Below are 22498 nucleotides of genomic sequence, written 5' to 3'. Positions count from 1 at the left end.
CCGGCGCCTAGCGCGGGATCATCTTCGCCTTCAGGCTGATCGTCACGGTCTTGCCGACGATCAAATTGAACGACGTCATCCCGTAGTCTTTGCGATTGATCTTCATCGTGCCGGTGAGGCCAATCGCCTTGCCGACATTGCTGGCCGGTGGCTGATCAAAGGTCACAAACAGAGTTTCATCGCGGGTCACACCGCGCGCGGTCAGTTTCCCGGTGATTTTGCCGGTGCGGCCGCTGGTCATGACCAGGTTGGAGCCGCGAAAACGCGCGGTTGGATACTTATCGACCCAGAAGAACTTTTCAGAACGCAGCCGTTTCAACGTCACCGAATCTGGCGCTTTGATGTCCTGCGTGTTGATCGTCACATCGACCTTCGCATCGCGCGGGCGATCCGGGACGAAGGTGACCGCTCCAGTGATCGTGTTGAACGTCGCCGTGCGGCTGCCAATGCCCAGGAACGGCACCTTTGCCGCGATTGAGCTTGCCTTAGTGTCGAGCGTGTAGGTCTGCGACGCGTTGCCCATCAGCAATGCTGCGAGCATGGGGACGGCGACGATCTTGAACTTGCCTGCAAGGGACTGGGGAACGCGGGACATAAACTCTCCTATGGTACGATGTTCGCGCCAACCCTGCGAAAAGTTTCACTTTAAGAAAATTAGAGGCCTTATCCTCCGGCCGCATTGGCCGCTGTCGGGATATCGATGAACACGCTCGCACCTGGTCCAAGCGGCAGATCGAGCACGACCCAGCCAATTGTGAGAGCAAGGCCAGAGATCATCAACCCGATCGAGAACGGCAGCATGATCGCCGCCAGACTGCCAATGCCAAAGCTCTTATCCCAGCGCTGGCAGAAGATCAGGATTAGCGGGAAATAGACCATCAGCGGGGTGATGATATTGGTTGCCCCATCACCCACACGGTAGGCTGCCGTAGCCATCTCTGGCGAGATACCGAGCAGCATCAGCATCGGCACCATAACTGGCGAGAGCAGCGCCCATTTCGCGCTTGCTGAACCAACGAACAGGTTGAGAAGGCCGGAGACCAGGATGATCGCGGTGAGCAGCGCCCAGGCTGGCAATCCGGTTGAGCCGAGGAAATCTGCGCCTTGCACGGCCAGGATCAGGCCGAGGTTCGACCAGCTGAACATTGCGACAAAATGCGCCGCCGCAAAGGCGAGCACGAGGTAATAGGCGAGGTCCTCCATCGAACCGGACATCATCTTTACGAGGTCGCGGTGATTGGTGATCGTCCCCGCGCCCTTACCATAGGCCCATGCGGCCAGCAGGAAGAGCAGGAAGAAGCCGCCGACGAGGCTTTGATAGAACGGATTAAGCTGAGCCTCTGGCGATGCGGTCTCATCAATCAGAGGTGTGCCGGGGCCAAAGGTAAAGCCGAGCCACAGCGCGATCACGCCAAGCACGGCAAGGCCAGCGTAACGCAGGCCAGCGCGCTCACCATCGGTCAGCGGCTTGTCGCCCTGCTCGTCTTCGGCTGGACGGCCCGCATTGGCGGGGTTCCACGTGCCCAGACGCGGCTCAATCACCTTGTCGGTCACGAACCAGATCACCGGCAGAAAGACGAATGTCATCGCCGCTATGAAATACCAATTGCCCGCGATGTTCGCGGTGTAATCGCCGAACACGGTTTCCACCGCCGCCTCGGTAATGCCGAACAGCAGCGCGTCGAGCTGGCCCGGGAAGAGGTTTGCGGAAAAGCCGCCAGAAACACCGGCAAATGTCGCGGCGATCCCGGCGACCGGGTGCCTGCCAGCGGCGTGGAAGATGATGCCCGCCAGCGGGATCAGCACCACATAGGCAGCGTCAGCGGCGAGGTTGCCGAGCATCCCGACCAGCACAACAATCGGGGTGAGCAGAGCCTTTGGCGCATTGCGAACGCCCGCGCGCATCGCGGTGCCAAACAGGCCCGCCCGCTCGGCCACGCCCGCGCCCAACATCACCACCAGAACATAGCCCAGCGGGTGAAAGTGCGTGAAGGTTTTGGGCATATCCACCCACAAACGCTGGATATTCTCCGCACTGAACAGGCTGGCGGCGGTGATGATCCGCGCATTGCCAGTTTCCGGGTCAATCTCTGTCGGGTGCGCTGCGGATAGGTCCACCGCGCTGGCAATCACGGAGATCAGCACAAGGATTGCGATCAGCCAGAAGAACAGGAACACCGGATCGGGCAGCTTATTACCGCTGCGTTCAATCCAGCCCAAAATCCCGCCCATGCCTTTGCTCTGATCGGGTGTCGGCGCTGCGCTTGCCATAGGATAAAGCCCCTCAACTCATGCTGTGTATCTAGACGTGACGCTAACATTGCGTGCGGTGCCTGTCTGCCCTGTGAATGCGTCTGCACACAAGTAAAGCCTGTGTATGGGCACATCTTCCCGGCTGGCCCAAATGCCAGCGCTGGCTTAGGCTGCGCCTCCATGGCGAAGCTCTATTTCTATTTTGCGAGCATGAATGCGGGCAAGAGCACCACTCTGCTCCAGACCGCGTTCAATTACCGCGAGCAGGGAATGCGAGTGTGCCTGTGGACGGCGGCAATTGATGATCGGCCCGGATTTGGCGCGATCAGCAGCCGGATTGGCCTGTCCAGCGATGCGCGGCGGTTTGATTCTGCGACGGACATAGAGCGCTTTGTGCTGGGTGATCATGCAGAAACGCCGATTGACTGCGTGCTGCTGGACGAGGCGCAATTCCTGACGAAGGATCAGGTGTGGCAGCTGGCCCGGCTGGCCGATGTGCACGGCATTCCGGTGCTTTGCTATGGCCTGCGCACGGATTTTCAGGGGGAGCTGTTCCCCGGCTCAGCGGCGCTGCTGGGCATTGCCGATGCGTTGATCGAGCAAAAGGCGGTGTGCCATTGCGGGCGCAAGGCGACGATGAACCTGCGGGTCGATGAAAGCGGCGCTGCGGTGAAGGAAGGCGCGCAAACCGAGATTGGCGGGAATGATCGCTATCTGGCGCTGTGTCGCAAACATTTCAGCGAAGCTCTGGCGGGTTAAGGCGCGCGCGCCTACCTATCACAGATGTCCGAGACCCTTTCCCTTGCCCTCATCCTGATCCCGTGCCTGATCGTCGCGATTGTTTTTCATGAGGTCGCGCATGGATATGCCGCAAAACTGCTCGGTGATCCGACCGCGCAGGAGCAAAAGCGGCTGAGCCTCAACCCGATCCGCCATGTTGATCCGGTGGGCACTTTATTGGTGCCGGGAGCGCTGGCGTTGGCGGGCGCGCCGGTGTTTGGCTGGGCCAAGCCGGTGCCGGTGCAGCCGTGGCGATTGAACAATCCGCGTTATGGCATGATGGCCGTGGCGGCGGCGGGGCCGGGCACGAATTTTGTGCTCGCTCTGCTGGGCGCGATTGCCTTGGGCATAGTCACGGGCAATTTGGACCCGTCCGCAAATCCTGACGATCCGAACATTCTGGTGCAGGGTCTGGGGTACTTTATCCTCATCAATGTGTTTCTGGGTGTGTTTAACCTGCTGCCGATCCCGCCATTTGATGGCTCGCACATTGTCGAAGGATTGCTGCCGCGCAGCATGGTGAAATATTATGCGAAGTTGCGGCCGTTTGGGATGCTGCTGTTTTTTGGGCTGGTCGCACTGACGTGGTTTGCGCCGCAATGGGGTGTGCTCGAAAACACCATTGGCCCGGCGGTTGGCTGGGTGATGGATCAATACCGGTCGATTGCGGTGGCTGTCGCGGGCTAAGCTAAGCTCCGACTGCGTCGATAAAGCGTGCCTGCGGATGGCGCGCGAGCAATTGCTCTAGCCACGTCTCGCGGGTGTCCTTTGCGACGCAGGCGACGATGCAGCCGCCAAAGCCGCCGCCCGTCAGCCGCGCTCCTGCCGCGCCTAGCTCCTGCGCGCTGGCCACCAGAGCGTCGATTTCTGGCAGGGTTATTTCGAACAAGTCGCGCATGGAAACATGGCTGTCGTTCATCGCATGGCCCAGTGCGGCAATATCGCCCGCTTTCAGCGCATCAATCGCGGCCCAGACGCGCGCTTGCTCGGTCGCGCAGTGCAGGGCGCGGCGTTTGGCGACAGGGTCCAGTTCTGCTTGCTCGATTTGCTCAGTCGGCAGCAGGCACAGGTCATTGGTGCCAAAATGCGCCTTTGCGGCGTCGCATTCGACTTTGCGTGCGGCGTAACGGCCATCGGTCAGCTTGCGGGTGAGGCCGGAGTGGATCACCACCATCTCATGGCTTTCGGGCAGGGCGACGAGATCGTATTCGAGATGCTTGGTGTCGAGCGCCATGGCCGTACCGGGAGTAGCCAGCGCGACCGCCATCTGGTCCATAATACCGCAGGGCACGCCCATATATTCGTTCTCAACCCGGCGCGCAGCCACGGCCAGCTCGACATCGCTTTGCGTGCCTCCGCCAGCGGCGCGCGCTGCCTTCAAGACTGCGACGATTAGAGCCGCGCTGGAAGACAGACCAGAACCCTCTGGAATGGTCGATTGAACCTCCAGCGTCGCGCCACCGCTCAGCAGCCCCAGATCATTGGCGACCCGGATCGCGCCCACACAAGGGTCGGACCATTCGCCGACCGCATCATCGGACAGATTGCGAATGTCGGGCGCGTCGTAATCGCCAGAGCTGACCGCGACCGTATCGTCATCGCGCGCCGCCAGCGTCACGTCCAAGCCGATGGACAGCGCAGCGGGCAGCACCACGCCGCCATTGTAATCCGTGTGCTCCCCGATCAGGTTCACGCGGCCCGGCGCGTGCGCGGTAAAATCAGTCATGTGCCCCCACCTTGCGCAGCGCTTCTGCTGCGCTTTCGGGCATCACATCGACGGTGAATGTCCCGGTGTGTTGTTCAACTGATGCGAGATATTTCACCCGGCCCTTGGCGCGCAGCAGCGGGTAGAATTGCACGGTAAAATGATAGCCTTCGCCGCCAGATTTCGGCGCAGCGTGAAACGCCATCATAGTTGCCGCCGGTCCGTCAAACAAAACGTCATAGCGGCGCGTCATCTCGCCAAGCCAATAGGTAAGGGCGTCAAGCTCTGCATCGCTGCATTCCCATGGGCCTGCGCGGCGCGCCGTGGGCGCGATCCATGCCTCATAGGGGAAGCGGGCGAAGCGCGGCACGAAGGCGGCGATCCCGTCTTTCTCGCCAAGTCCGTAGTCCGGCATGGCGGCCTGTATCTCGGCGGCGAGGTCATAGCCGCCCGCAAAGGCATCTATTGCCCGCTGCTGTATTGCCGGCACGCGCTGAAATCCGTAAATCTGGCCGTGTGGGTGGTGCAAAGTTACGCCGACTTCATCGCCGCGATTTTCAAACGGCAGCACATATTCGCAGCCCGCATCAAACATCGCCTGATAGCGGTCGAGCAGAGCGGCGATCAGGACGCGCCGGCGATCATGGCCGATAGTGTGCAAGCTGCCGCTGGCCTCGGCTGAATAGACCACCACCTCACACGCGCCCTTGGCGGGTTCGGCGGTGATGCCAGCAATCGCGCTCGCATCAGAGGCGCTGGGGTGGAAGGCGGCAAATTTGTTTTCAAACACCGCGAGTTCGAAATCCTCAAACGGAATTTCTGTTTCCGGGCCGCCTGCGCGGGTTGGGGCGAGGGGGTCGTCTGAGGCGGCAGGCTTAAACGTGCGATTTTGCCGGTGTGCGGCATAGACGTTCCATTCGTCCCGCAGGGGATGATGGCGGATTTCTCCGCCTTGCGCGATTTCATCCGCGCTTTCGGATTGCAGCGCCAATTCGTGCGGCGAGTGGCCGTATAATTGCAGCATCCGCCCATCGGCCTTGCGATGCTCACGGCGATAGACAGTCTTGCCGCCAATGGCGCGGGACAGCGGCGTGTTCTTGGTCATTGGGCGGCGGCTTTCGCGGACACCTGTTCGCTTTCGAACCATTCATGCACACGCGCGCGCTCTTCCTTGGTCAGGTGCAGGCCCAGCTTGCTGCGTCGCCACAGAGCATCATAGGCGCTGCGAACGAATTCGTGTTCGATCAGATATTCAAGCTCGCGCGCGAACAGATCGCCGCCCAAATGCGCGCCCATATCATTGAGGCCCTGCGCCCCGCCAATCAGCGCCTCGGCCCGCGTCCCGTATGCCCGTGCAAGCCGCAGCGCAGCCCCATCGGGCAGCCACGGATAGCGCATGGCTAGGTCGGTCACAAAGGCGTCAAAGCGCATCGGATCGATCTCTCCGCCGGGCAAATGCGCATCAATCGTCCAGCTGGTGTCGCCTTGGCCCAGGCGCTTCAGAGCATGTTCGGCAAGCTTGCGATAGGTTGTGATCTTGCCGCCAAAGATCGACAGGATTGGCGCTGCCTTCGCGCCGTTTTCGTCTGTGTCTTCCAGCTCAAACACATAATCACGCGTCACCGTGGAATTGCTGGCGGCCTTGTCATCATACAAAGGCCGCACTCCGGCATAGCTGGAGACAGCCTGATCCGGCGCAATGTCCGTGCGCAGATATTCATTGGCGGCATCGCAGATGTAGTCCGCCTCTTCCGGTGAGATATCGATGCCCGATGGATCGCCCTCAAACCCTTGGTCGGTGGTGCCAACCAGAGTGAAGTCGCGCTCATAGGGGATCGCAAAGATGATCCGGTCATCCTTGTTTTGAAAGATATAGCAGTGGTCGCCGTCAAATAGCTTTGGGAAGATCAGATGGCTTCCCTTGACCAGCCGCAGATTCTCATGGCTTTCGCGCGGGATTGCCCGGCCCAGCACTTTGTCGACCCATGGGCCAGCCGCGTTCACCACTTGGCGGGCCTGTACATGCGTCTCGCCATCGGGGCCGCTAAGGACCGCGTTCCAATGATGACCGTCACGGGTAAGCCCGGTGCATTCCGTGCGCGTGCGAATGTCTGCACCGCGTTCTTTTGCATCGACGCAATTGAGCGCGACCAGGCGCGAATCCTCAACCCAGCAATCGGAATATTCGAACCCCTTGACCAGCCGGTCTTCGAGGAAGCTCCCATGCGGAGCCTCGCGCAGGTTCACCGTGCGGGTCGGGGGCAGCAGTTTGCGCCCGCCCATATGATCATACATGAACAGGCCAAGCCGCAGCAGCCATCTGGGTCGCAAACCTTTGTCATGCGGCAGAACAAATCTCAGCGGCCAGACGATATGCGGCGCGATTTTCAGCAGGCGTTCCCGCTCGATCAGGCTTTCGCGGACCAAGCGGAATTCCAAATGCTCCAGATAGCGCAGGCCGCCGTGGACCAGCTTGGTCGATGCGCTGGAGGTGTGGCTGGCGAGGTCGTCTTTCTCCACCAGGCACACTTTGAGGCCGCGCCCGGCCGCATCGCGGGCAATCCCGGCGCCATTGATGCCGCCGCCAATCACCAAGAGATCAAGCATCTCTTCGCTGTGCTGTGCAGTCTGGCTCATATTTTAGTCGGTCGCTTCCAAATGATAGATCAGGCAGGTGTCGGGGAATGTCAGCGGCGGCTGGATCCCGTAGCCCATTAACGCGGCGCCTGAGAATGTCGTTCCGCCTTCAAGCAGTTTGGCCGCCTCAATGATAGAGGGCGTGCTGAGCGATGGGTTCGCCAGCGGCCAGACCATTTGCACACGGTAATGGCGCGCTGGATCAAGCCCGCCGAACATGATCCGATCGGGCAGCGTGTTGAGCTCGCTTTCCAGCTTGGCGTAGGAAAACAGCCCCTCGCTTTGATCGCGCGCCGCGCAGCCAATCATATTGGTGGTCGCGGTTGATTTGAGGCGAAGGAAATGCCCGCCATGGATCAGCTCGCGGTGCTTTTTGTGCAAAGCGATCCCGGCTTTCAGCGTTTCGAGATCCGCCTCGCTCTCATCGCGCAGGTCCAGCTCCATGCCCATATGGCCGAAGATCGCGCTGGCGACGCGGAAATGCATGGCAAACTGGCGGCCCGTGATATGGCATTTTTTCGGCCCGACATGATTGCCCAGCACGCGCAAAGGCAGGAAATGGCTGGCACCGCGCATGATGTGCTGGCGCGTGCGGGCGTCATTATTATCGGAGGTCCAGATGCGGTCCGAATGACGAAGCACGCCAAAGTCAGCGCGCGCACCGCCGGAGGAACAACTTTCTATCTCCAATTCCGCATGAGCCTCGCGCAGACGCTCCATCAAGCGGTAGACCGCCTTTGTCTGCTGGTGCATCACCGCGCGCCCCCCGCTGCCGGGGAAATGCGTGTCGCGGTTCATATCCCATTTGATGTAGTCAATCGCATATTCGCGCACGAGCTTGTCGATCCGCTCGAACAGGTAATCGCATACCTCAGATCGCGTGAGGTCGAGCGTCAATTGGCCGCGCGAGGGGATCGGTTCCACCCCTTCCACGCCCTGCACCCAGTCAGGATGCGCGCGGAACAGATCGCTGTCGGGATTGACCATTTCTGGTTCAAACCACAGGCCGAATTCCATGCCGAGCTGTTTGACCCGATTGACGATGGCGTGGAGCCCATTGGGATAGACCGCGTCTGAGACCCACCAATCGCCAAGGCCCGCATTGTCGTGGCGGCGTCCGCCGAACCAGCCATCGTCGAGCACATAGCGCTCTGCGCCGACGGCGGCGGCGTGCTCCGCGAGCGTGATCAGCGTCGCCTCGTCGTGGTCGAAATAGACCGCTTCCCAAGTGTTGTAATGCACAGGGCGTGGCTTTGCGAAGCTGCGCTTGTCCAGCACTTCGTTGCAGAGGTGGTCGTAAAGACGCTGCGATACGTCGTTGAAGCCGTCCCGCGACCAAGCAACTATCAGATCGGGCGTGCGATAGCTTTCATCGCGGCCCAGGCTGATCTCTCCGGGGAAGGACATTTCGCCGAATTGAACGAATGCGCGGCCATCGCTGTGTCGGTCGACACGCAGGCGGCTGTTCCCGCTCCATGCGAGGTGAAATCCCGCCGCAAGGCCGCTGTCTTCAGAAGTCGCAGGCGCGCCAGCGAAGGCCCCCGGATAGACATCATGGCTGGTCCGTCCAGCCTTGTTCTCGCGCACGATGCTGCCTTGAAAAGGGGCGATTTCTTCGATCGCAAATTCGCCTGACCAGCGGCCCGTAAAGCTGAAAATACGCTCCAGCCTCTGGTCCAGCGGCAGGCACAGCGCAGCGGTCCAATCCAGTTGCAGCTCGCCGTCCGCGCGGTTCTCGATCTCGGTGCTGCTGGTCAGCAAGCCGGTCTTGGGGTCGAGCGATAGCGTATGGCGCACAGCAACGGCGGTGTTGGCGTCTTCGCAGCACAGGGTGACGTCGTGCTCGCCGCGTTGCTCAATCGCGACGAGGCGCAAATCAATCGCCCAATCTTGCCCGCCGCGATGCGCGATCAGGCCGGATGGTCCGGAAATCCCGGTGCCGATCTCGTTGATCATAAAGCCGCGCAGCGGAACCGCCGCAGTGCCCGGCGCGTGTTGGCGAGTGGCAAGCATCGCCAATTCTTCTAACTCGACGCCCGGAAGATCAGGGCCAGCATAAAGGATGATTGGACGAGCGCCTTGCGTCGCCTCTAGCGCGACGAACGCGCCGCCTGCTCGCAATTCGTGATAATGGGGAGAGGGTGGGGGCTGCGTGGTCATTGCCATCGCCATGCGGCACTCCTTGGGCTAGGACAAGACCAAAGCAGTTCGAAGACCTGCCGATCGAGGGCAGGCGTCGCAGGGAAGGGAATTCATGGATACCATTCAGGTCACAGTGTTCTTTGCACTGATGGCGGTGCTCGCTGGCATGACGTGGCGCAAAGTTGCTGCAGCGCGCGCGGCCAGTCACGCGACTGCAGACAAGGAAATTTTCCTCGCAGGCGGAGGGCTAAGCTGGTTTTTCGTTGCGGGCGCTATCACGCTGACCAACCTTTCGACCGATCAGCTGGTGGGCATGAACGGTGCTCAAATGTTCCTGCTGGCGTGGTGGGAGATTGCAGGGTTTATCGGTCTGTTGCTGCTCGCATTTGTGTTTGTCCCGATCTACTATCGCAACAATTGTACGACGGTGACCGAGCTGCTTGAAAAGCGCTACAAGGGAGGCAGCATCCGCACGGTCATCTCGGGGCTTTTTCTTGCCGGTAATATCTTTATCTATCTCCCGGCTGTCATCTATAGCGGATCACTGTTTACCAAGGCCGTTTTCGGGGCCGATATTCCGCTCATCATGATCGCAAGCGTTTTTGCAATAGTCGGAGCAGCCTATGCAATTTTGGGTGGTCTGCGCGCGGTCGCGGTGCTCGATACGTACAGCGGTATCGGCATTCTCGCGCTCGCGCTGGTGGTGGTGTTCCTCGCGCTGCAAGCCATTGGCTTCGATTTCTCCGGTATTCCGTCTGAGCGCCTGTCGATGGTGGGAGACAATGACAGTCAGATCCCCTTTCACACGCTGTTTACCGGAATGATCTTCATCCAGATATTCTATTGGTCGACCAATCAGAACATCACGCAAAAGGCGCTGGCCGCACCCAATGTGAAGGAGGCGCAGAAGGGCATCATTGCGGCAGCAATCGTTCGCGTGCTGATCGTACCGCCGATTGTGGTTATCCCGGGCGTAGTCGCCTACAAGCTTTTCGGAGGGGTTGGCGACGAGGCCTATGGTATGTTGGTGGGCGAAGTCTTGCCGGGTTGGACAAGCGGTCTGTTCGCAGCGATGATTGCGGCTGCGGTTTTGACCACATATTCGGCTGTGATGAACGCGACGATTACGCTGTGGTCGGTCGACTTTCACCGCAAGTTTATCAACCCCGATGTCAACGTCGTAAACCTCAACCGCAAGGTCGGAATTGGTGCGATGCTAGCATCGATTGTGCTGGTCCCAGTCTACGCCAACGCGGAAAGCATTATCGACCTTTTGCAACAGCTCAACGGCCTGCTTTCCATGCCGATCTTGTCGGCCTTTGCTGCGGCCTTGTTGTTCCGCAATATAGATGCGCGAGCGGCAGTGACTGGTCTGATTTATGGCGTCGCAATCTACGCCTTCCACACCTTCTATCTCTACACTGATAGGGGGATATGGGGTGGAACGACGTTCTACCGCTCGCTCGGCCTGGATTGGCTGCACTATATCGATGTGATGGTGTTTGTGCTGTTCAGCTCGATTGCGGTGTCGCTCATCACCAATCGCGTGGTGTTCGGTAATCGGGCAGAGTTCGGGTTCAGGCAGACAGAAGCACCGGCATGAGCGACAAGAAGTCTGCCCCACACGGCTGGATAGTCCTCGATAAGCCGCGCGGGCTTGGCTCGACGCAGGCGGTCGGCGCGGTGAAGCGCGTATTGCGTGAAGGCGGATATGCTAAAACCAAAGTCGGGCATGGCGGCACGCTCGATCCGCTGGCGGAAGGAGTTTTGCCGATTGCGCTCGGCGAGGCGACTAAGCTCGCGGGCCGGATGCTGGATGCTAGCAAGATCTACGATTTCACGATCCTCTTTGGAGCGGAGACTGATACGCTCGATACCGAGGGCGAGGTGATTGAGCGCAGCGACGTCATGCCAACCTTGGACGAGGTTATGGCCGTGCTGCCTGATTTCACCGGGCCGATTGAGCAGGTTCCGCCAGCCTATTCCGCGCTGAAGGTGGACGGCAAGCGTGCCTATGATCTGGCGCGGGCTGGCGAGCAGGTGGAGCTGAAGAAACGGGCGGTTACGATCCACTCTCTTTCGCCGCGTCATGCTGAACTTGTTTCAGCATCCATCGCCAGCTCAAACTTTGAGGAAAGTTCCGAGGGATGGACCCTGAGCCAAGTTCAGGGTGACGAGAGGCTAAAGAAAGTCACCCTCTCAGCCCATGTTTCCAAAGGCACATACATTCGCTCGCTCGCCCGCGATATTGCCCGCACTCTTGGAACCTGCGGTCATGTTACCTATCTAAGGCGTACAAAGGCGGGGCCATTCACCGAAAACCAGTCGATTTCGCTGGACAAACTCAATGAAATCGCTAGTGGCGCGCCATTGAAAGACTTAACCCTGCCGCTCGAGGCGGGGCTGGACGACATCCCGGCCTTAATCCTCGATCAGACTAGCGCGCAGGCGGTCCGCCAGGGCCGGGTCCTGTCTGAACTGCCCCAAAGTGATGGGCTCTATTGCGCGATGCTGGACAATGTTCCGGTAGCGCTCATTGAGTTGATCGAAGGTACGACCAAAATCGTGCGGGGCTTTAACCTTCCCGATGTCGCTGAGTAAGAGAGAATATTATGTCGGTAACTGCCGAAGAAAAAGCCAAGATCATCAAGGACAACGCCCAAGGTAAGGGTGACACCGGAAGTCCTGAAGTACAGGTCGCGATCCTGACCCAGCGTATCCGCAACCTGACCGATCACTTTAAAGGCAACCACAAAGACAACCATTCGCGCCGCGGCCTTCTGATGATGGTCAACAAGCGCCGTAACCTGCTCGCCTATCTCAAGAAGAAAGATGTTGAGCGGTACAACGCCCTGATCCAGAAACTGGGTCTGCGTAAATAAGAGTTTTGCAGGCGGCTCCCACAACGGGGGCCGTTTTGCTATAAAGCGTGAGTCCCCGCGAAGGCGGGGGCCTTGTTCGGAAAATTTCGTTCCTGACCGTACGAGACCCCCGCCTTCGCGGGGGATCACAATAAAGGGAAAGTAAGAGGCACTGGCTGCAATTCGGCGGCAGAGCCTTTGGGGGATAGAAAAAGCCCCCGCACCGGACCGGGACGGTATCCCCGGCAAACGGGAGTATCGCAGCAAAAAGTGGCTTGCCGGTTTTTGCGTCCGCGATGCGACCAAACAAAACAGCTTTTTTTCACAATTCGGTGAGGGAAAGCGAGGGGTAAATGACCCCATACTGTTCCGGGCCAGTCTAGACCGGAAAATGTAGGCCCCGCCGCGCAATAAGGCGCCATGCGGGTTCAAAAGGAAAATCAATGTTCGACACGAAAACCGTATCGCTGGAGTGGGGCGGGAAAACCCTCACTCTGGAAACCGGCCGTATTGCCCGTCAAGCCGACGGCGCTGTTCTGGCCACCTATGGCGAAACCGTGGTGCTGTGCGCAGTCACCGCCGCCAAATCTGTGAAGGAAGGCCAGGATTTCTTCCCGCTGACCGTTCACTATCAAGAAAAATTCTCTGCAGCTGGCCGGATCCCGGGCGGCTTCTTTAAGCGCGAAGGTCGCGCGACTGAAAAGGAAACGCTGACCAGCCGTCTGATCGACCGCCCATGTCGTCCGCTGTTCCCAGAAGGTTTCTACAACGAAATCAACGTAATCTGTCAGGTTCTCTCCTATGATGGCGAGACCGAGCCAGATATCCTTGCGATGATCGCTGCCTCAGCCGCTCTGACGATTTCGGGCCTGCCATTCATGGGCCCAATCGGCGCAGCGCGTGTCGGCTTCAACAATGAAGGCGAATACGTTCTCAACCCAACCATCACCGATGCGCTGGGCGAAGACGGCAATCTCGACCTCGTGGTCGCTGCGACGCAAGACGCGGTGATGATGGTCGAATCCGAAGCGAAAGAACTGACCGAAGAGCAAATGCTCGGCGCGGTGATGTTCGCTCACGAGGAAAGCCGCAAGGTTATCGGCGCGATCATCGATCTGGCTGAACAAGCTGCGAAGGATCCGTGGGAACTCGATCCGGTTGAAGACAAATCGGCCGCACTTGAGCAACTGCGCGACGCCATTGGCGACGACATGGCAGCGGCTTACAAGCTGACCGAGAAGAGCGCCCGTCAGGACGCCGTCAACGCAGCCCGTGCAAAAGCGCGCGAGCACTTTGCCGATCTCGAAGAGAGCGATCCAGCACAATACATGGGCATTCTTAAGCTCGTGAAGAAGCTGGAAAGCGACATCGTTCGCAAGGCGATCCTTAAGGATGGTCAGCGCATTGATGGCCGTAAGACCGACGAAGTTCGCCCGATTGAGGCGATGGTCGGCCTGCTGCCGCGCACCCACGGTTCGGCGCTGTTCACCCGCGGTGAAACGCAGGCGATCTGCACCACCACGCTTGGCACCAAAGACGCTGAGCAAATGATCGACGGGCTGGAAGGCCTCTCTTACAGCAACTTCATGCTGCACTATAACTTCCCGCCCTATTCGGTCGGCGAAGTGGGCCGCTTCGGCTTTACCAGCCGCCGCGAAACTGGCCACGGCAAGCTCGCCTTCCGCGCGCTGCATCCGGTTCTGCCAAGTGTTGAGGACTTCCCTTACACGATCCGCGTTCTGTCAGACATCACCGAGTCCAACGGCTCAAGCTCGATGGCGACCGTTTGTGGCGGCTCGCTCTCGATGATGGACGCTGGCGTTCCATTGAAGCGTCCGGTTTCCGGTATTGCGATGGGTCTGATCCTTGAAGGCGAAGACTTTACCGTCCTGTCCGACATTCTGGGTGACGAAGATCACTTGGGCGACATGGACTTTAAGGTGGCCGGTTCAGAAGAAGGCATCACCAGCCTTCAGATGGACATCAAGGTTGCCGGCATCACGCAGGAAATCATGACCCAAGCGCTGGAGCAGGCGAAAGCTGGCCGTGCGCACATCCTCGGCAAGATGACCGAAGCGCTTAGCTCTTCACGCGGTGAAGTTTCGAAGCACGCACCGCGCATCGAAACCATGCAGATCGACAAGTCGAAGATCCGCGACATCATCGGTACGGGCGGCAAGGTCATCCGTGAGATCGTTGCTGAAACCGGCGCGAAGGTCGACATTGACGATGAAGGCACGATCAAGATCAGCTCTTCGAACGCTGATGAGATCGCAGCGGCGAAAGCATGGATCGAAGGCATCGTTGAAGAGGCCGAAGTCGGCAAAATCTACAACGGCAAGGTCGTCAACATCGTTGATTTCGGCGCATTCGTGAACTTCATGGGCGGCAAAGACGGTCTCGTCCACGTGTCTGAAATGAAGAACGAGCGCGTTGAGAAAGTCACCGACGTTGTTTCCGAAGGTCAAGAAGTGAAGGTCAAGGTTCTCGAGATCGATCAGCGCGGCAAGGTCCGCCTGTCGATGCGCGTTGTTGACCAGGAAACCGGCGAAGAGTTGGAAGACACCCGCCCACCGCGCGAAAACAAGCCGCGCGGCGATCGCGGCGGTCGCGGCGGCGGTGATCGTCGTCCACGCGGCGGCGGCGGTGGTCGCGGCCCACGTGGCGGCGGCGGCGATAAAGGCGGGGACAGCGATGGCCCAGCTTCAATGCCAGACTTCCTGAAAGACTAAGTCTTCTCAGATAGCCAATCAAAAGGGCCGCTTGGGGAAACCCGGGCGGCTCTTTTCTTTTGTATGTGGACAGCCCATTTCAGGCTCTCAGCAAAGAGGATATGAATTGCCCAAAACCACACCGCGCCCGCCGTTCATCCTATGCGGCCATGAAGTGCCCGCTGGAACAATTGCTACGATCGACGCCCCGATCAGCCGTCTTTCCACCAGCACCGAGGTCTCGCTGCCGATCAGAGTGATACACGGCGCAAAACCGGGGCCGACCATGTTTGTGAGCGCCGCGATCCACGGCGATGAAATATTGGGTGTGGAGGTGATCCGCCGCTTGCTTACCCATGTTTCGGCAAAGCGTTTGTGCGGGACCTTGCTGTGTCTCCCGATCGTCAACGTGTTCGGCTTCGTCGCGCACCAACGTTACTTGCCAGACCGGCGCGACCTCAATCGCTGTTTCCCTGGTTCTGCAAAAGGCTCGCTGGCGGCGCAATTGGCGAATGTCTTCACCACTGAGATTATCGAACAATGCGATTTCGGCGTCGACTTGCACACGGCCGCGCTGCACCGCACGAACTTGCCGCAAATCCGCATCAGTGCGGATCGCCCGCGCGCAGCGGAGCTGGCCAAGGTGTTCGCGCCGCCGGCGATCATCACCTCCAGCCTGCGCGAGGGATCTCTGCGGCAAACCGCGGCGGAGCATGAGTGCGACGTGCTGCTGTTTGAAGCCGGCGAAGCCTTGCGGTTTGACGAGCTGGCAATCCGCATTGGCGTCCAGGGGATTTTGCGCGTGATGAACCACCTCGGCATGGGCGTGCGCAAGCCAGCGAAATCGGCCGCCGCGTCTGTGCGCAGCGTGCGCACATCATGGGTTCGGGCAAGCGAGGGCGGCATTTTCCGCGCGATCAAGGCGGCAGGGCAATTCGTTGAAGATGGCGAATTGCTAGGCACGATTTCTGATCCGTTTGGGGAAGAAAACCACGATATTACAGCCACGTTATCCGGTGTTATCATTGGCCGAACCAACTTACCGGTCGTCAATCAGGGGGACGCCTTGATGCATATTGCCGAAGTTGTTGGACCAGATACCGCCGATGACCGGTTGAACGACATCGCAGAAGCTGTTCTGGCTGACACTATGTTTGACGAAGACGAAATCATCTAAGGCCTCCGCCATGCTAAAACGTGAATTGATCGACACCGTTGAAATCCCCGATGGGGAAGTGCTTGAGCTCTACAGCCATGGGCGCGATTTCATGATCGTGCTGGGATATAATGAGCTGATGAGCACGCGCATGCGCTTCTCTGAGGAGCAGCTGGCTGAGCTTACGTTTGACCGGCTGGAGAAGGACAGTCCGCGCATCCTGATCGGCGGATATGGCATGGGCTTCACCTACCGCGCGGCGCTCGCGCGGATGGGGGATAAGGGCGAGGCCGTGGTCGCTGAAATCTCCGACAAGATCATCGAATGGGCGAAGGGGCCGATGGCAGAGCTGACCGGCGATGCGCTGGATGATCCGCGCCTTGACCTCAAGATTTGCGATGTCGCCGCGCTGATCGATGATGCGAATGATGGCACGTGCGAGAAGTTCGATGCGATCTTGCTCGACGTTGACAACGGCCCAGACGGCATGGTGCGCGCCGACAACAACCGCATCTATTCGCGCACCGGCCTAGCCAAAGCGCGCGACGCTCTTACCCCGGACGGCGTTCTGGCGGTATGGTCCGCCGCGCCCGACCACGGCTTTAGACGCCGCCTGCAAGACGCCCGCCTGAAAGTAGAGGAACGCCGCGTACGCTCGCGCCCCAACAACAAAGGCGCGCATCACGTGATCTGGTTTGCGAGGAAGTGAGCGGAATGGAGACAGACGTAGGCGCATCTGCGATCCGATAGTGGCGGTCTTGCTAGCAATTTTTGCGGGTGGAAGCAGACCGACAGGTTTGGTGATGTCGAAACGCAGCGTCCTTCGAAAAAGCTACAATCCGAACGGCGTGGCAAATATGAAGAAGCTGGCGGCAATTACGGCCATAGTCGTAGTGATGATGCCGAGCTTTCGTGATCGTATCCAGCCCGCAAGTCCAATGCATGTTATCAGGCTGAGAAAGCCCACGCCATAGCCGAGCAACATACTTCGATAAAGCAAGGCAATCATATCCAACTCGACTTGTGAGGACAGGTCTGTGTTGAGCAGCAGGATCAACCGCCACGAGGCGACGACAGCAATCAGCAAACTACACGCAGCCAGCGCGGAGGCACCAACGATCCAACTGACGGATCGCTTTGGTTCGACGAAAATTACTATGGTAACCAAGATTGTCGCCGAGACCCCGCCAAGAAATGCACTCACAAAGCCAAGCTGCTCGGCGACAATTGTTATAAACTCCGCATTCACTTCTGGCATGCCCACCGCTCCCTGACGCCACACTTGGCAGGCTGCCTATACTCCCTCAGATGGCGAAATTACACAATCAATCGAAATGAATGGAGCTACGCGCGACGTAGTCGGGAGAAGTGGCTTGGAGATCAGGTGGGCTGCGCATGCATGAATGTCAGGTCTTGGATCTTTAGCGGACATCCCACGCCCACTCCGCCTCAAAAGTCGTAAATCAGCGTGATCCGGCTTAGCGTGTCGGTTTGCACTGCGCCCAGTGGTGGGTTGGTGTCGTGCTCAACCGCATAGGAAATGCGCGCGGACAGATTGTCGCTGAGCGATGCCTGCAGGCCGGTGGTGCTGGTGTAGGTGCTGTTGCCGGATTGGATGAAGGCGCTCGCGTCCTGGGTCAGTTTCAGCGATTCTGCGATTTCCCAATCGAAATCGAGCGCGGCGAGCCCCGCGATATTGCGTGAGACATCGCCCGTCGTGCTGCGCGTGACGCGGTAGGCGGGGCCAGCGCGCACGGTCAGCGTCGGGTTTTCTGTCAGCACGCGGTAGCCCAAGCCGCCCGAGGCGGAGACGCGCGCGGAAAAGCCCTGAAACCGGTCACGTTCCCATTGGCCAAGACCGTAAGCGAACAGGCGGTCGTTAATGTCGACATCGGCCTGGTAGGCGGCAAGGAATTGCTCGCGCGTGGTCACGCCATTGCTGCGCTGGAAATCGGCGAGGAATCTGAAACTTTGCTGCCAACCGATCTCCTGGCGACCCAGTTCAATCCCGGCGGTGACCCCGGTGTTGGAGGAATTGCCAGTGGAGCGGAACGCGCCAAATTCGCCTTTTCCGGACCAGTTTTGAAAGATGCCCGCGCTGCGGATCGCTTCTTCTTCGGCCTCTGCCTCGGCCACCTGCGCGGCAGCGGTTTTGACAGCAACGCGCTCTTTAAAGCTCGCCATGATGGAGTTGAGCTCATCGGCATTGCCCGGGAAGGTCTCATCCGCGAGGTCGATCAGAACCTGCATCGCCTCGACATCGTCGCTTTCCTCAGCCTTTTCGATCATCGCGCGCACGGATGCGGGAATTTCTGCATGAGCGGCGCTGGGCAGACCCAGCGCTGTGCCGGCGAGGAGAAGTGAGGCGGTGAGTTTTGGGAAGGTCATCTTTGGGGCTCCAAGTGGCATTGTGTGCTGTGTCGCCTGCCGCTTACCAAGGTCGCGGCGCATGGAGGCGTAAACATTCGTAAAATCATTGGGCTGCGGCGCGCTCTCGCTGATCGCCGGTGGCTGACATCATGACGGCACTTTGATCCGGATCGCGCCGGTAAAGTCGCGCTTGCCCACCTCAATGCCGAGCATCCGCAAAATGTCATAGGCGGTGGCGGCGTGGAAATAGAAATTGGGCTGAGCAAAGCTAAGCAGGAAATTCTCAGCAGTGAAATCTAGCCCCATGTCTTTGAATTCAAAGCGCATATCCTTGCCGATCCACTCTTCCATTTGCTGCTCGGTGAGGGCACCCAGAGCGGCCTCTGCTGCGTCGAGTTTGGCGTGGAGTTCTGCAAAGGTGGCCGGAGGCGGGTTTAGATCCGGGCTGTAAAATCCATTCTGTACGGCGGCGAGTGCGCCCGCGGTGTGCTCGGCTATGCACTTCACCTGATAAGTGAACGGCAGCATGTCTTCGATGATCCGAGCGTTCAGAATGTCGCTGTGGTCCTTGCCCTGCGCATCGCACCACTTTTCCGCCTTTTTGAGCAAATGGCGGCCGGTGCCGATCATTTGGAGACCGCTGGGAACGAAGGCGGCGTGAAGCGAAAGAGGCATGGTGTTCTCCGTGTGCGGGTTTGAGCAGGTTTATCTCGAGGGCCGTGTTGCCGGGTGGGCGGTGAGAACGCAAGGCATGGGGCTGGCCTATGGACAAGCGCGTGTGGGGAGAGCCGATGCTTGGTTGAGCGGAGGTATAGAGGGCTAGTTTTAGGGCGCAAAACACTTTCCTACTGCTGGCCTGCGCGCGCAGAGTGGCGGGATGGTCCTTTGGCGAATTCTGATGCGAGCTTTGCAGCTGTCTTGGTGCTTGAACGCGCAGGTGAGGGAGCTGGCAGTTTGGCGCGCTTGGCCGCGTTTTTTCTGGCGGGACGCCATGCAGGCCCGGTTGATCGCTTTTTCCGATCACTCAGGCTGTTTTCAATCGATTGGATTTTTCGCCCTGTACTGTGTTCCAGCTGTTCCAAACGTGCTTGACGTACGACGAAGCGAGGGCGCCGCATCAGATGAGGCTGTGCAGGCGGTAGGTGCTCAGGGCTTGCGTTTGGAAACCCCAACATCGGACAGTATGCTCAGCATACCCTCACGCGATCGGAAGCATGCGGCGGCCAATAGCGCGAGCACCGCAGCACCCACCAGAGCTGGCCAATATCCCGAAAGTGAGAAGTCGTCAGAGCTGAGCGCGCTAAGTAACAACGCAGCGGATCCAGCGCCCAGCACTGCGCCCCAGAACCGGCTCCAGATGCTGCCAATCCGTTGGTCAAGCCGGTCAAAGCTGTTTGGCCTGTCATCCTCGCTCAAAACACATCTCCCGCTAAAGGCCATGCCTATAGCGGGAGAGAGTTACCAAGCGTTGACTAGGCCGAGCGCGCTGCTGTGGGCGCCAGGCTTGGTCATAATGTCAGTGATGCGTGCCTTAGCGTACCCGTGGGCCGCCGAATGGCAGAGGCGGTGGGGGACGGCGGGCACCGCGCGGCAATTGTGCCTGATAGGCCCGGCCGCAATGTTCGACGCAGTACGGAAAGCCCGGGTTCACGGCCTCTCCGCAGAAGTGAAAGTCCGCTTCGCCAGGGTGACCCATCGGCCAGCGGCACACCTTCTCGGACAGGTCGAGCAGGCTCGTCTTGTCCGCGATCTCTGGGCTTGGCTTGGCAGGCACCAGACGGCGCGGCGGGGCAGGCGGGATCGGCGGTTGCTGATCACCGGGGCCTTGCCTCAGGAAGCCGCCAGGGCCGACCGAGACGATCTTGGGCAGATCAGGACGCGGATCGGGCAGAGGCTGAGACGGAACGCCGCTTGCCGCAGGGCCGCTTGGCGCAGCGGCAGGCGCGCTGCCAGCGCTAGGCTTAGCCGCAGGCTTCGCGGCCGCAGCCGGGGCCTTAGTGGCGGCCTTTGGCGGCGCTCTCTTAGCGGCTGGTTTAGCCGCAGCCTTCTTGGCCGCCTTCTTCTTCTCATTGGCCTTCACAGGGGAAGGGCGGGACTTCAAGCCCAGCCGGTGCGCCTTGCCGATCACTGCATTGCGGCTAACACCGCCCAGTTCTTCAGCAATCTGGCTGGCGGTCGAGCCGCCTTCCCACATCTTCTTGAGCGTACCAATTCGCTCATCGGTCCAAGCCATTGAAACTCCATTCTGTCTCTATCGCGTCAAATGCGCGTGCGGCCTGCCCAGGTTTGCGCAGGTCGCCATCAATCTCATCCCCAGTCATACCGGCACGGCGAGCTCGCCGCACTTGCATGCCATTCCCCTTCGCCCTAACCGCACCCTCTATGGCCGATCAAGCACAATCCAGCGCAAACGAAGACGCTGTCGTCAATGAAGTGTCGCCTAGCAGTGCAGGCGCGCAAAGCACCGTTCAGTTTCCGCCGCGAGGAACCCCGCTTATCACCGGGATCAACCGCATTGGGTTGTGGAGCCTCTATATTAAGGAGGTTCGCCGGTTTCTCAAGGTGCAGACGCAGACTGTCTGGGCTCCGGCGGTCACAACTTTGCTGTTTCTGGTGATTTTCACGGTCGCATTGGGGCGCGGGGGGCGCGAAGTGCTGGGCGTGTCATTCGCCAGCTTCGTTGCGCCGGGCCTGATTGTGATGGGTATGATGCAGAACGCCTTTGCCAATTCGTCTTTCTCGCTGCTGTCGGGCAAGATCCAGGGGACGATCATCGACCTCTTGATGCCGCCATTGTCTCCAGGAGAGCTGATGGGCGGGATCGTGATGGCGGCGGTAACGCGCGGGATTGCGGTGGGCGGTGCGGTTTCGCTCGCCATGCTGCTGTGGCCGGGTGTCTCCTTGGCGCCTCAGCATTGGTGGGCGGTGATATGGTTCGCCCTAATGGGTACAGTGATGCTGGCGCTGCTGGGTCTAGCGACTTCGATCTGGGCGGAGAAGTTCGATCATAACGCCGCGATCAGCAACTTCGTGATCGCTCCTTTGTCGCTGTTATCCGGCACATTCTACGTGATCGACAACCTGTCGGAGACGTTCCAAGCGGTCAGCCGATTTAACCCGTTCTTCTATGTGATCTCAGGCTTCCGCTATGGCTTCTTGGGTCGCAGCGACATTGGTTCTGACAGCGCGGTTATGGGCGCGGCCATAGGACTGCTGGTGCTCAATCTGGTGATGGCAGGCGCGGTTTACGCCGTTTTGAAATCAGGGTGGAAGCTCAAAAGCTAAGTGGGTGCGATGCAGCGCTTAGTGCGTTAAGGAACGGCGCATCTGATACCGCCCGTCCTTGAAGCCATCAAACAATTGCGGGACTGTCGGGTGGTCAACTGGGCCGCCGGTGGCATCATCCAGCAAGTTTTGCTGGCTAACATAGGCGACATAGCTCGCATCGTCATTTTCGGCGAGTAGGTGGTAGAAAGGCTGATCACGGCGAGGGCGAATGTCCTCCGGGATCAACTCGTACCACTCCTCGCTATTGGCGAAGACTGGGTCGATATCGAATACGACGCCGCGGAAATCGAACAGGCGGTGGCAGACGACATCGCCAATACCGAAACGAGCCTTCAACTGCCGCGGTGCAATTAACTTACGGCCTGCTTGGCTGGAGAAGAACTCTGCGCTTTCCATGCCGGCGAATATGGACCTTCGCAGGTGCAAAACAAGCGCGCGGGGCGATCACTCCCCAGCTTTGGCCAGTTTTGGTAGGTTATTGTGGCGAATTGCCGCGATGTGTTACCCAAATGCAAAGGCGTGAGGCATTCTCCCCTTGGCAAGTCAAAGGGGCTGCGCTAACGGCGCTCCCGACCAGAATGCAGCGCGCAAGCGC

Annotated in this window: 21 protein-coding genes; 9 read left to right on the top strand and 12 right to left on the bottom strand. The window is 59.3% G+C overall.

Annotated elements, in window-relative coordinates:
- Positions 1-7 precede the first annotated feature (7 nt).
- Positions 8-595, bottom strand: coding sequence for a YceI family protein (locus AC0V6V_RS04550; protein WP_486164256.1), 588 nt, complete (start codon positions 593-595; stop codon positions 8-10).
- A gap of 68 nt (positions 596-663) precedes the next feature.
- The gene (locus tag AC0V6V_RS04545; RefSeq protein ID WP_486164255.1) at positions 664-2271 is read right to left on the bottom strand and encodes an AbgT family transporter; all 1608 of its coding nucleotides are present in this window, start codon (positions 2269-2271) and stop codon (positions 664-666) included.
- A gap of 162 nt (positions 2272-2433) precedes the next feature.
- On the opposite strand from AC0V6V_RS04545, the gene AC0V6V_RS04540 reads away from it, so the two are divergent.
- Together AC0V6V_RS04540 and AC0V6V_RS04535 are read left to right on the top strand one after the other, a co-directional pair.
- A complete protein-coding gene (locus tag AC0V6V_RS04540; RefSeq protein ID WP_486164254.1) occupies positions 2434-3012 on the top strand; it encodes a thymidine kinase in 579 nt (192 codons plus the stop codon).
- 24 nt (positions 3013-3036) lie between these two features.
- A complete protein-coding gene (locus AC0V6V_RS04535) occupies positions 3037-3720 on the top strand; it encodes a site-2 protease family protein (protein ID WP_486164253.1) in 684 nt (227 codons plus the stop codon).
- 1 nt (position 3721) lies between these two features.
- Here AC0V6V_RS04535 and galK read toward each other — a convergent pair whose 3' ends face one another.
- The 4 genes from galK to AC0V6V_RS04515 are packed head-to-tail and all read right to left on the bottom strand — an operon-like array spanning position 3722 to position 9547.
- Complete coding sequence (gene galK, locus AC0V6V_RS04530) at positions 3722-4759, bottom strand: galactokinase (RefSeq protein ID WP_486164252.1); 1038 nt, start codon at positions 4757-4759, stop codon at positions 3722-3724.
- Complete coding sequence (locus tag AC0V6V_RS04525; protein WP_486164251.1) at positions 4752-5843, bottom strand: galactose-1-phosphate uridylyltransferase; 1092 nt, start codon at positions 5841-5843, stop codon at positions 4752-4754. Before AC0V6V_RS04525 ends, galK begins: the two co-directional genes overlap by 8 nt.
- The gene (gene glpD / locus AC0V6V_RS04520) at positions 5840-7375 is read right to left on the bottom strand and encodes a glycerol-3-phosphate dehydrogenase (RefSeq protein ID WP_486164250.1); all 1536 of its coding nucleotides are present in this window, start codon (positions 7373-7375) and stop codon (positions 5840-5842) included. Before glpD ends, AC0V6V_RS04525 begins: the two co-directional genes overlap by 4 nt.
- Positions 7376-7378: 3 nt before the next feature.
- The gene (locus AC0V6V_RS04515; RefSeq protein WP_486166223.1) at positions 7379-9547 is read right to left on the bottom strand and encodes an alpha-galactosidase; all 2169 of its coding nucleotides are present in this window, start codon (positions 9545-9547) and stop codon (positions 7379-7381) included.
- Positions 9548-9629: 82 nt separating this feature from the next.
- Here AC0V6V_RS04515 and AC0V6V_RS04510 point away from each other — a divergent pair, with 82 nt between their 5' ends.
- The 6 genes from AC0V6V_RS04510 (at position 9630) to AC0V6V_RS04485 (ending at position 16954) form a co-directional block, all read left to right on the top strand.
- A complete protein-coding gene (locus AC0V6V_RS04510) occupies positions 9630-11120 on the top strand; it encodes an SLC5 family protein (protein WP_486164248.1) in 1491 nt (496 codons plus the stop codon).
- On the top strand, positions 11117-12118 hold the full coding sequence (truB, locus tag AC0V6V_RS04505) for a tRNA pseudouridine(55) synthase TruB (protein WP_486164247.1): 1002 nt from the start codon (positions 11117-11119) through the stop codon (positions 12116-12118). The genes AC0V6V_RS04510 and truB overlap by 4 nt, the downstream gene beginning before the upstream one ends.
- An 11-nt stretch (positions 12119-12129) precedes the next feature.
- Positions 12130-12399 carry a 30S ribosomal protein S15 gene (rpsO, locus tag AC0V6V_RS04500; protein ID WP_298468140.1) on the top strand — a complete coding sequence of 90 codons (270 nt, stop codon included), beginning with the start codon at positions 12130-12132 and terminating at the stop codon, positions 12397-12399.
- A 422-nt stretch (positions 12400-12821) separates the two neighbouring features.
- Positions 12822-15110: a polyribonucleotide nucleotidyltransferase gene (pnp, locus tag AC0V6V_RS04495; protein ID WP_486164246.1), complete on the top strand. Its 2289-nt coding sequence runs from the start codon at positions 12822-12824 to the stop codon at positions 15108-15110.
- Positions 15111-15216: 106 nt separating this feature from the next.
- The gene (locus AC0V6V_RS04490; protein WP_486164245.1) at positions 15217-16266 is read left to right on the top strand and encodes a succinylglutamate desuccinylase/aspartoacylase family protein; all 1050 of its coding nucleotides are present in this window, start codon (positions 15217-15219) and stop codon (positions 16264-16266) included.
- Positions 16267-16276: 10 nt separating this feature from the next.
- Complete coding sequence (locus tag AC0V6V_RS04485) at positions 16277-16954, top strand: spermidine synthase (RefSeq protein WP_486164244.1); 678 nt, start codon at positions 16277-16279, stop codon at positions 16952-16954.
- Between the two features lie 123 nt (positions 16955-17077).
- On the opposite strand, the gene AC0V6V_RS04480 is transcribed toward AC0V6V_RS04485, so the two are convergent.
- From AC0V6V_RS04480 to AC0V6V_RS04460, 5 genes are all read right to left on the bottom strand, one after another.
- Positions 17078-17503: a hypothetical protein gene (locus AC0V6V_RS04480; protein WP_486164243.1), complete on the bottom strand. Its 426-nt coding sequence runs from the start codon at positions 17501-17503 to the stop codon at positions 17078-17080.
- A gap of 191 nt (positions 17504-17694) precedes the next feature.
- Positions 17695-18633: a DUF481 domain-containing protein gene (locus AC0V6V_RS04475; protein WP_486164242.1), complete on the bottom strand. Its 939-nt coding sequence runs from the start codon at positions 18631-18633 to the stop codon at positions 17695-17697.
- 129 nt (positions 18634-18762) lie between these two features.
- Entirely contained in the window at positions 18763-19290 is a 528-nt protein-coding gene (locus tag AC0V6V_RS04470; RefSeq protein ID WP_486164241.1) for a DUF1993 domain-containing protein, read from the bottom strand.
- A 471-nt stretch (positions 19291-19761) separates the two neighbouring features.
- Entirely contained in the window at positions 19762-20031 is a 270-nt protein-coding gene (locus tag AC0V6V_RS04465; protein ID WP_486164240.1) for a hypothetical protein, read from the bottom strand.
- Between the two features lie 115 nt (positions 20032-20146).
- Positions 20147-20848 (bottom strand): GcrA family cell cycle regulator, encoded by a 702-nt coding sequence (locus tag AC0V6V_RS04460; RefSeq protein ID WP_486164239.1) that lies wholly within the window; start codon positions 20846-20848, stop codon positions 20147-20149.
- Between the two features lie 149 nt (positions 20849-20997).
- Between AC0V6V_RS04460 and AC0V6V_RS04455 the strand changes: the two genes are divergently transcribed.
- Positions 20998-21900 carry an ABC transporter permease gene (locus AC0V6V_RS04455; RefSeq protein WP_486164238.1) on the top strand — a complete coding sequence of 301 codons (903 nt, stop codon included), beginning with the start codon at positions 20998-21000 and terminating at the stop codon, positions 21898-21900.
- Positions 21901-21918: 18 nt separating this feature from the next.
- Here the strand turns inward: AC0V6V_RS04455 and hspQ are convergent, their stop codons facing one another.
- The gene (hspQ, locus tag AC0V6V_RS04450) at positions 21919-22299 is read right to left on the bottom strand and encodes a heat shock protein HspQ (protein WP_486166222.1); all 381 of its coding nucleotides are present in this window, start codon (positions 22297-22299) and stop codon (positions 21919-21921) included.
- Between the last annotated feature and the right edge of the window lie 199 nt (positions 22300-22498).

This window comes from Erythrobacter sp. S249, assembly GCF_057364975.1.
The sequence above is the reverse complement of the archived record's forward strand: the minus strand, read 5'-3'. Positions and strand labels throughout refer to the sequence as shown.

What these genes read in the sequence shown, in the direction of transcription:
- AC0V6V_RS04480 (WP_486164243.1), bottom strand. Translation starts at nt 17,503, where the DNA reads ATGCCAGAAGTGAATGCGGAGTTTATAACAATTGTCGCCGAGCAGCTT.
- AC0V6V_RS04475 (WP_486164242.1), bottom strand. Translation starts at nt 18,633, where the DNA reads ATGACCTTCCCAAAACTCACCGCCTCACTTCTCCTCGCCGGCACAGCG.
- AC0V6V_RS04525 (WP_486164251.1), bottom strand. Translation starts at nt 5,843, where the DNA reads ATGACCAAGAACACGCCGCTGTCCCGCGCCATTGGCGGCAAGACTGTC.
- truB (WP_486164247.1), top strand. Translation starts at nt 11,117, where the DNA reads ATGAGCGACAAGAAGTCTGCCCCACACGGCTGGATAGTCCTCGATAAG.
- AC0V6V_RS04470 (WP_486164241.1), bottom strand. Translation starts at nt 19,290, where the DNA reads ATGCCTCTTTCGCTTCACGCCGCCTTCGTTCCCAGCGGTCTCCAAATG.
- AC0V6V_RS04540 (WP_486164254.1), top strand. Translation starts at nt 2,434, where the DNA reads ATGGCGAAGCTCTATTTCTATTTTGCGAGCATGAATGCGGGCAAGAGC.
- glpD (WP_486164250.1), bottom strand. Translation starts at nt 7,375, where the DNA reads ATGAGCCAGACTGCACAGCACAGCGAAGAGATGCTTGATCTCTTGGTG.
- AC0V6V_RS04535 (WP_486164253.1), top strand. Translation starts at nt 3,037, where the DNA reads ATGTCCGAGACCCTTTCCCTTGCCCTCATCCTGATCCCGTGCCTGATC.
- galK (WP_486164252.1), bottom strand. Translation starts at nt 4,759, where the DNA reads ATGACTGATTTTACCGCGCACGCGCCGGGCCGCGTGAACCTGATCGGG.
- pnp (WP_486164246.1), top strand. Translation starts at nt 12,822, where the DNA reads ATGTTCGACACGAAAACCGTATCGCTGGAGTGGGGCGGGAAAACCCTC.
- AC0V6V_RS04550 (WP_486164256.1), bottom strand. Translation starts at nt 595, where the DNA reads ATGTCCCGCGTTCCCCAGTCCCTTGCAGGCAAGTTCAAGATCGTCGCC.
- AC0V6V_RS04455 (WP_486164238.1), top strand. Translation starts at nt 20,998, where the DNA reads ATGGCCGATCAAGCACAATCCAGCGCAAACGAAGACGCTGTCGTCAAT.
- AC0V6V_RS04510 (WP_486164248.1), top strand. Translation starts at nt 9,630, where the DNA reads ATGGATACCATTCAGGTCACAGTGTTCTTTGCACTGATGGCGGTGCTC.
- AC0V6V_RS04545 (WP_486164255.1), bottom strand. Translation starts at nt 2,271, where the DNA reads ATGGCAAGCGCAGCGCCGACACCCGATCAGAGCAAAGGCATGGGCGGG.
- AC0V6V_RS04460 (WP_486164239.1), bottom strand. Translation starts at nt 20,848, where the DNA reads ATGGCTTGGACCGATGAGCGAATTGGTACGCTCAAGAAGATGTGGGAA.
- AC0V6V_RS04515 (WP_486166223.1), bottom strand. Translation starts at nt 9,547, where the DNA reads ATGGCGATGGCAATGACCACGCAGCCCCCACCCTCTCCCCATTATCAC.
- AC0V6V_RS04485 (WP_486164244.1), top strand. Translation starts at nt 16,277, where the DNA reads ATGCTAAAACGTGAATTGATCGACACCGTTGAAATCCCCGATGGGGAA.
- hspQ (WP_486166222.1), bottom strand. Translation starts at nt 22,299, where the DNA reads ATGGAAAGCGCAGAGTTCTTCTCCAGCCAAGCAGGCCGTAAGTTAATT.
- rpsO (WP_298468140.1), top strand. Translation starts at nt 12,130, where the DNA reads ATGTCGGTAACTGCCGAAGAAAAAGCCAAGATCATCAAGGACAACGCC.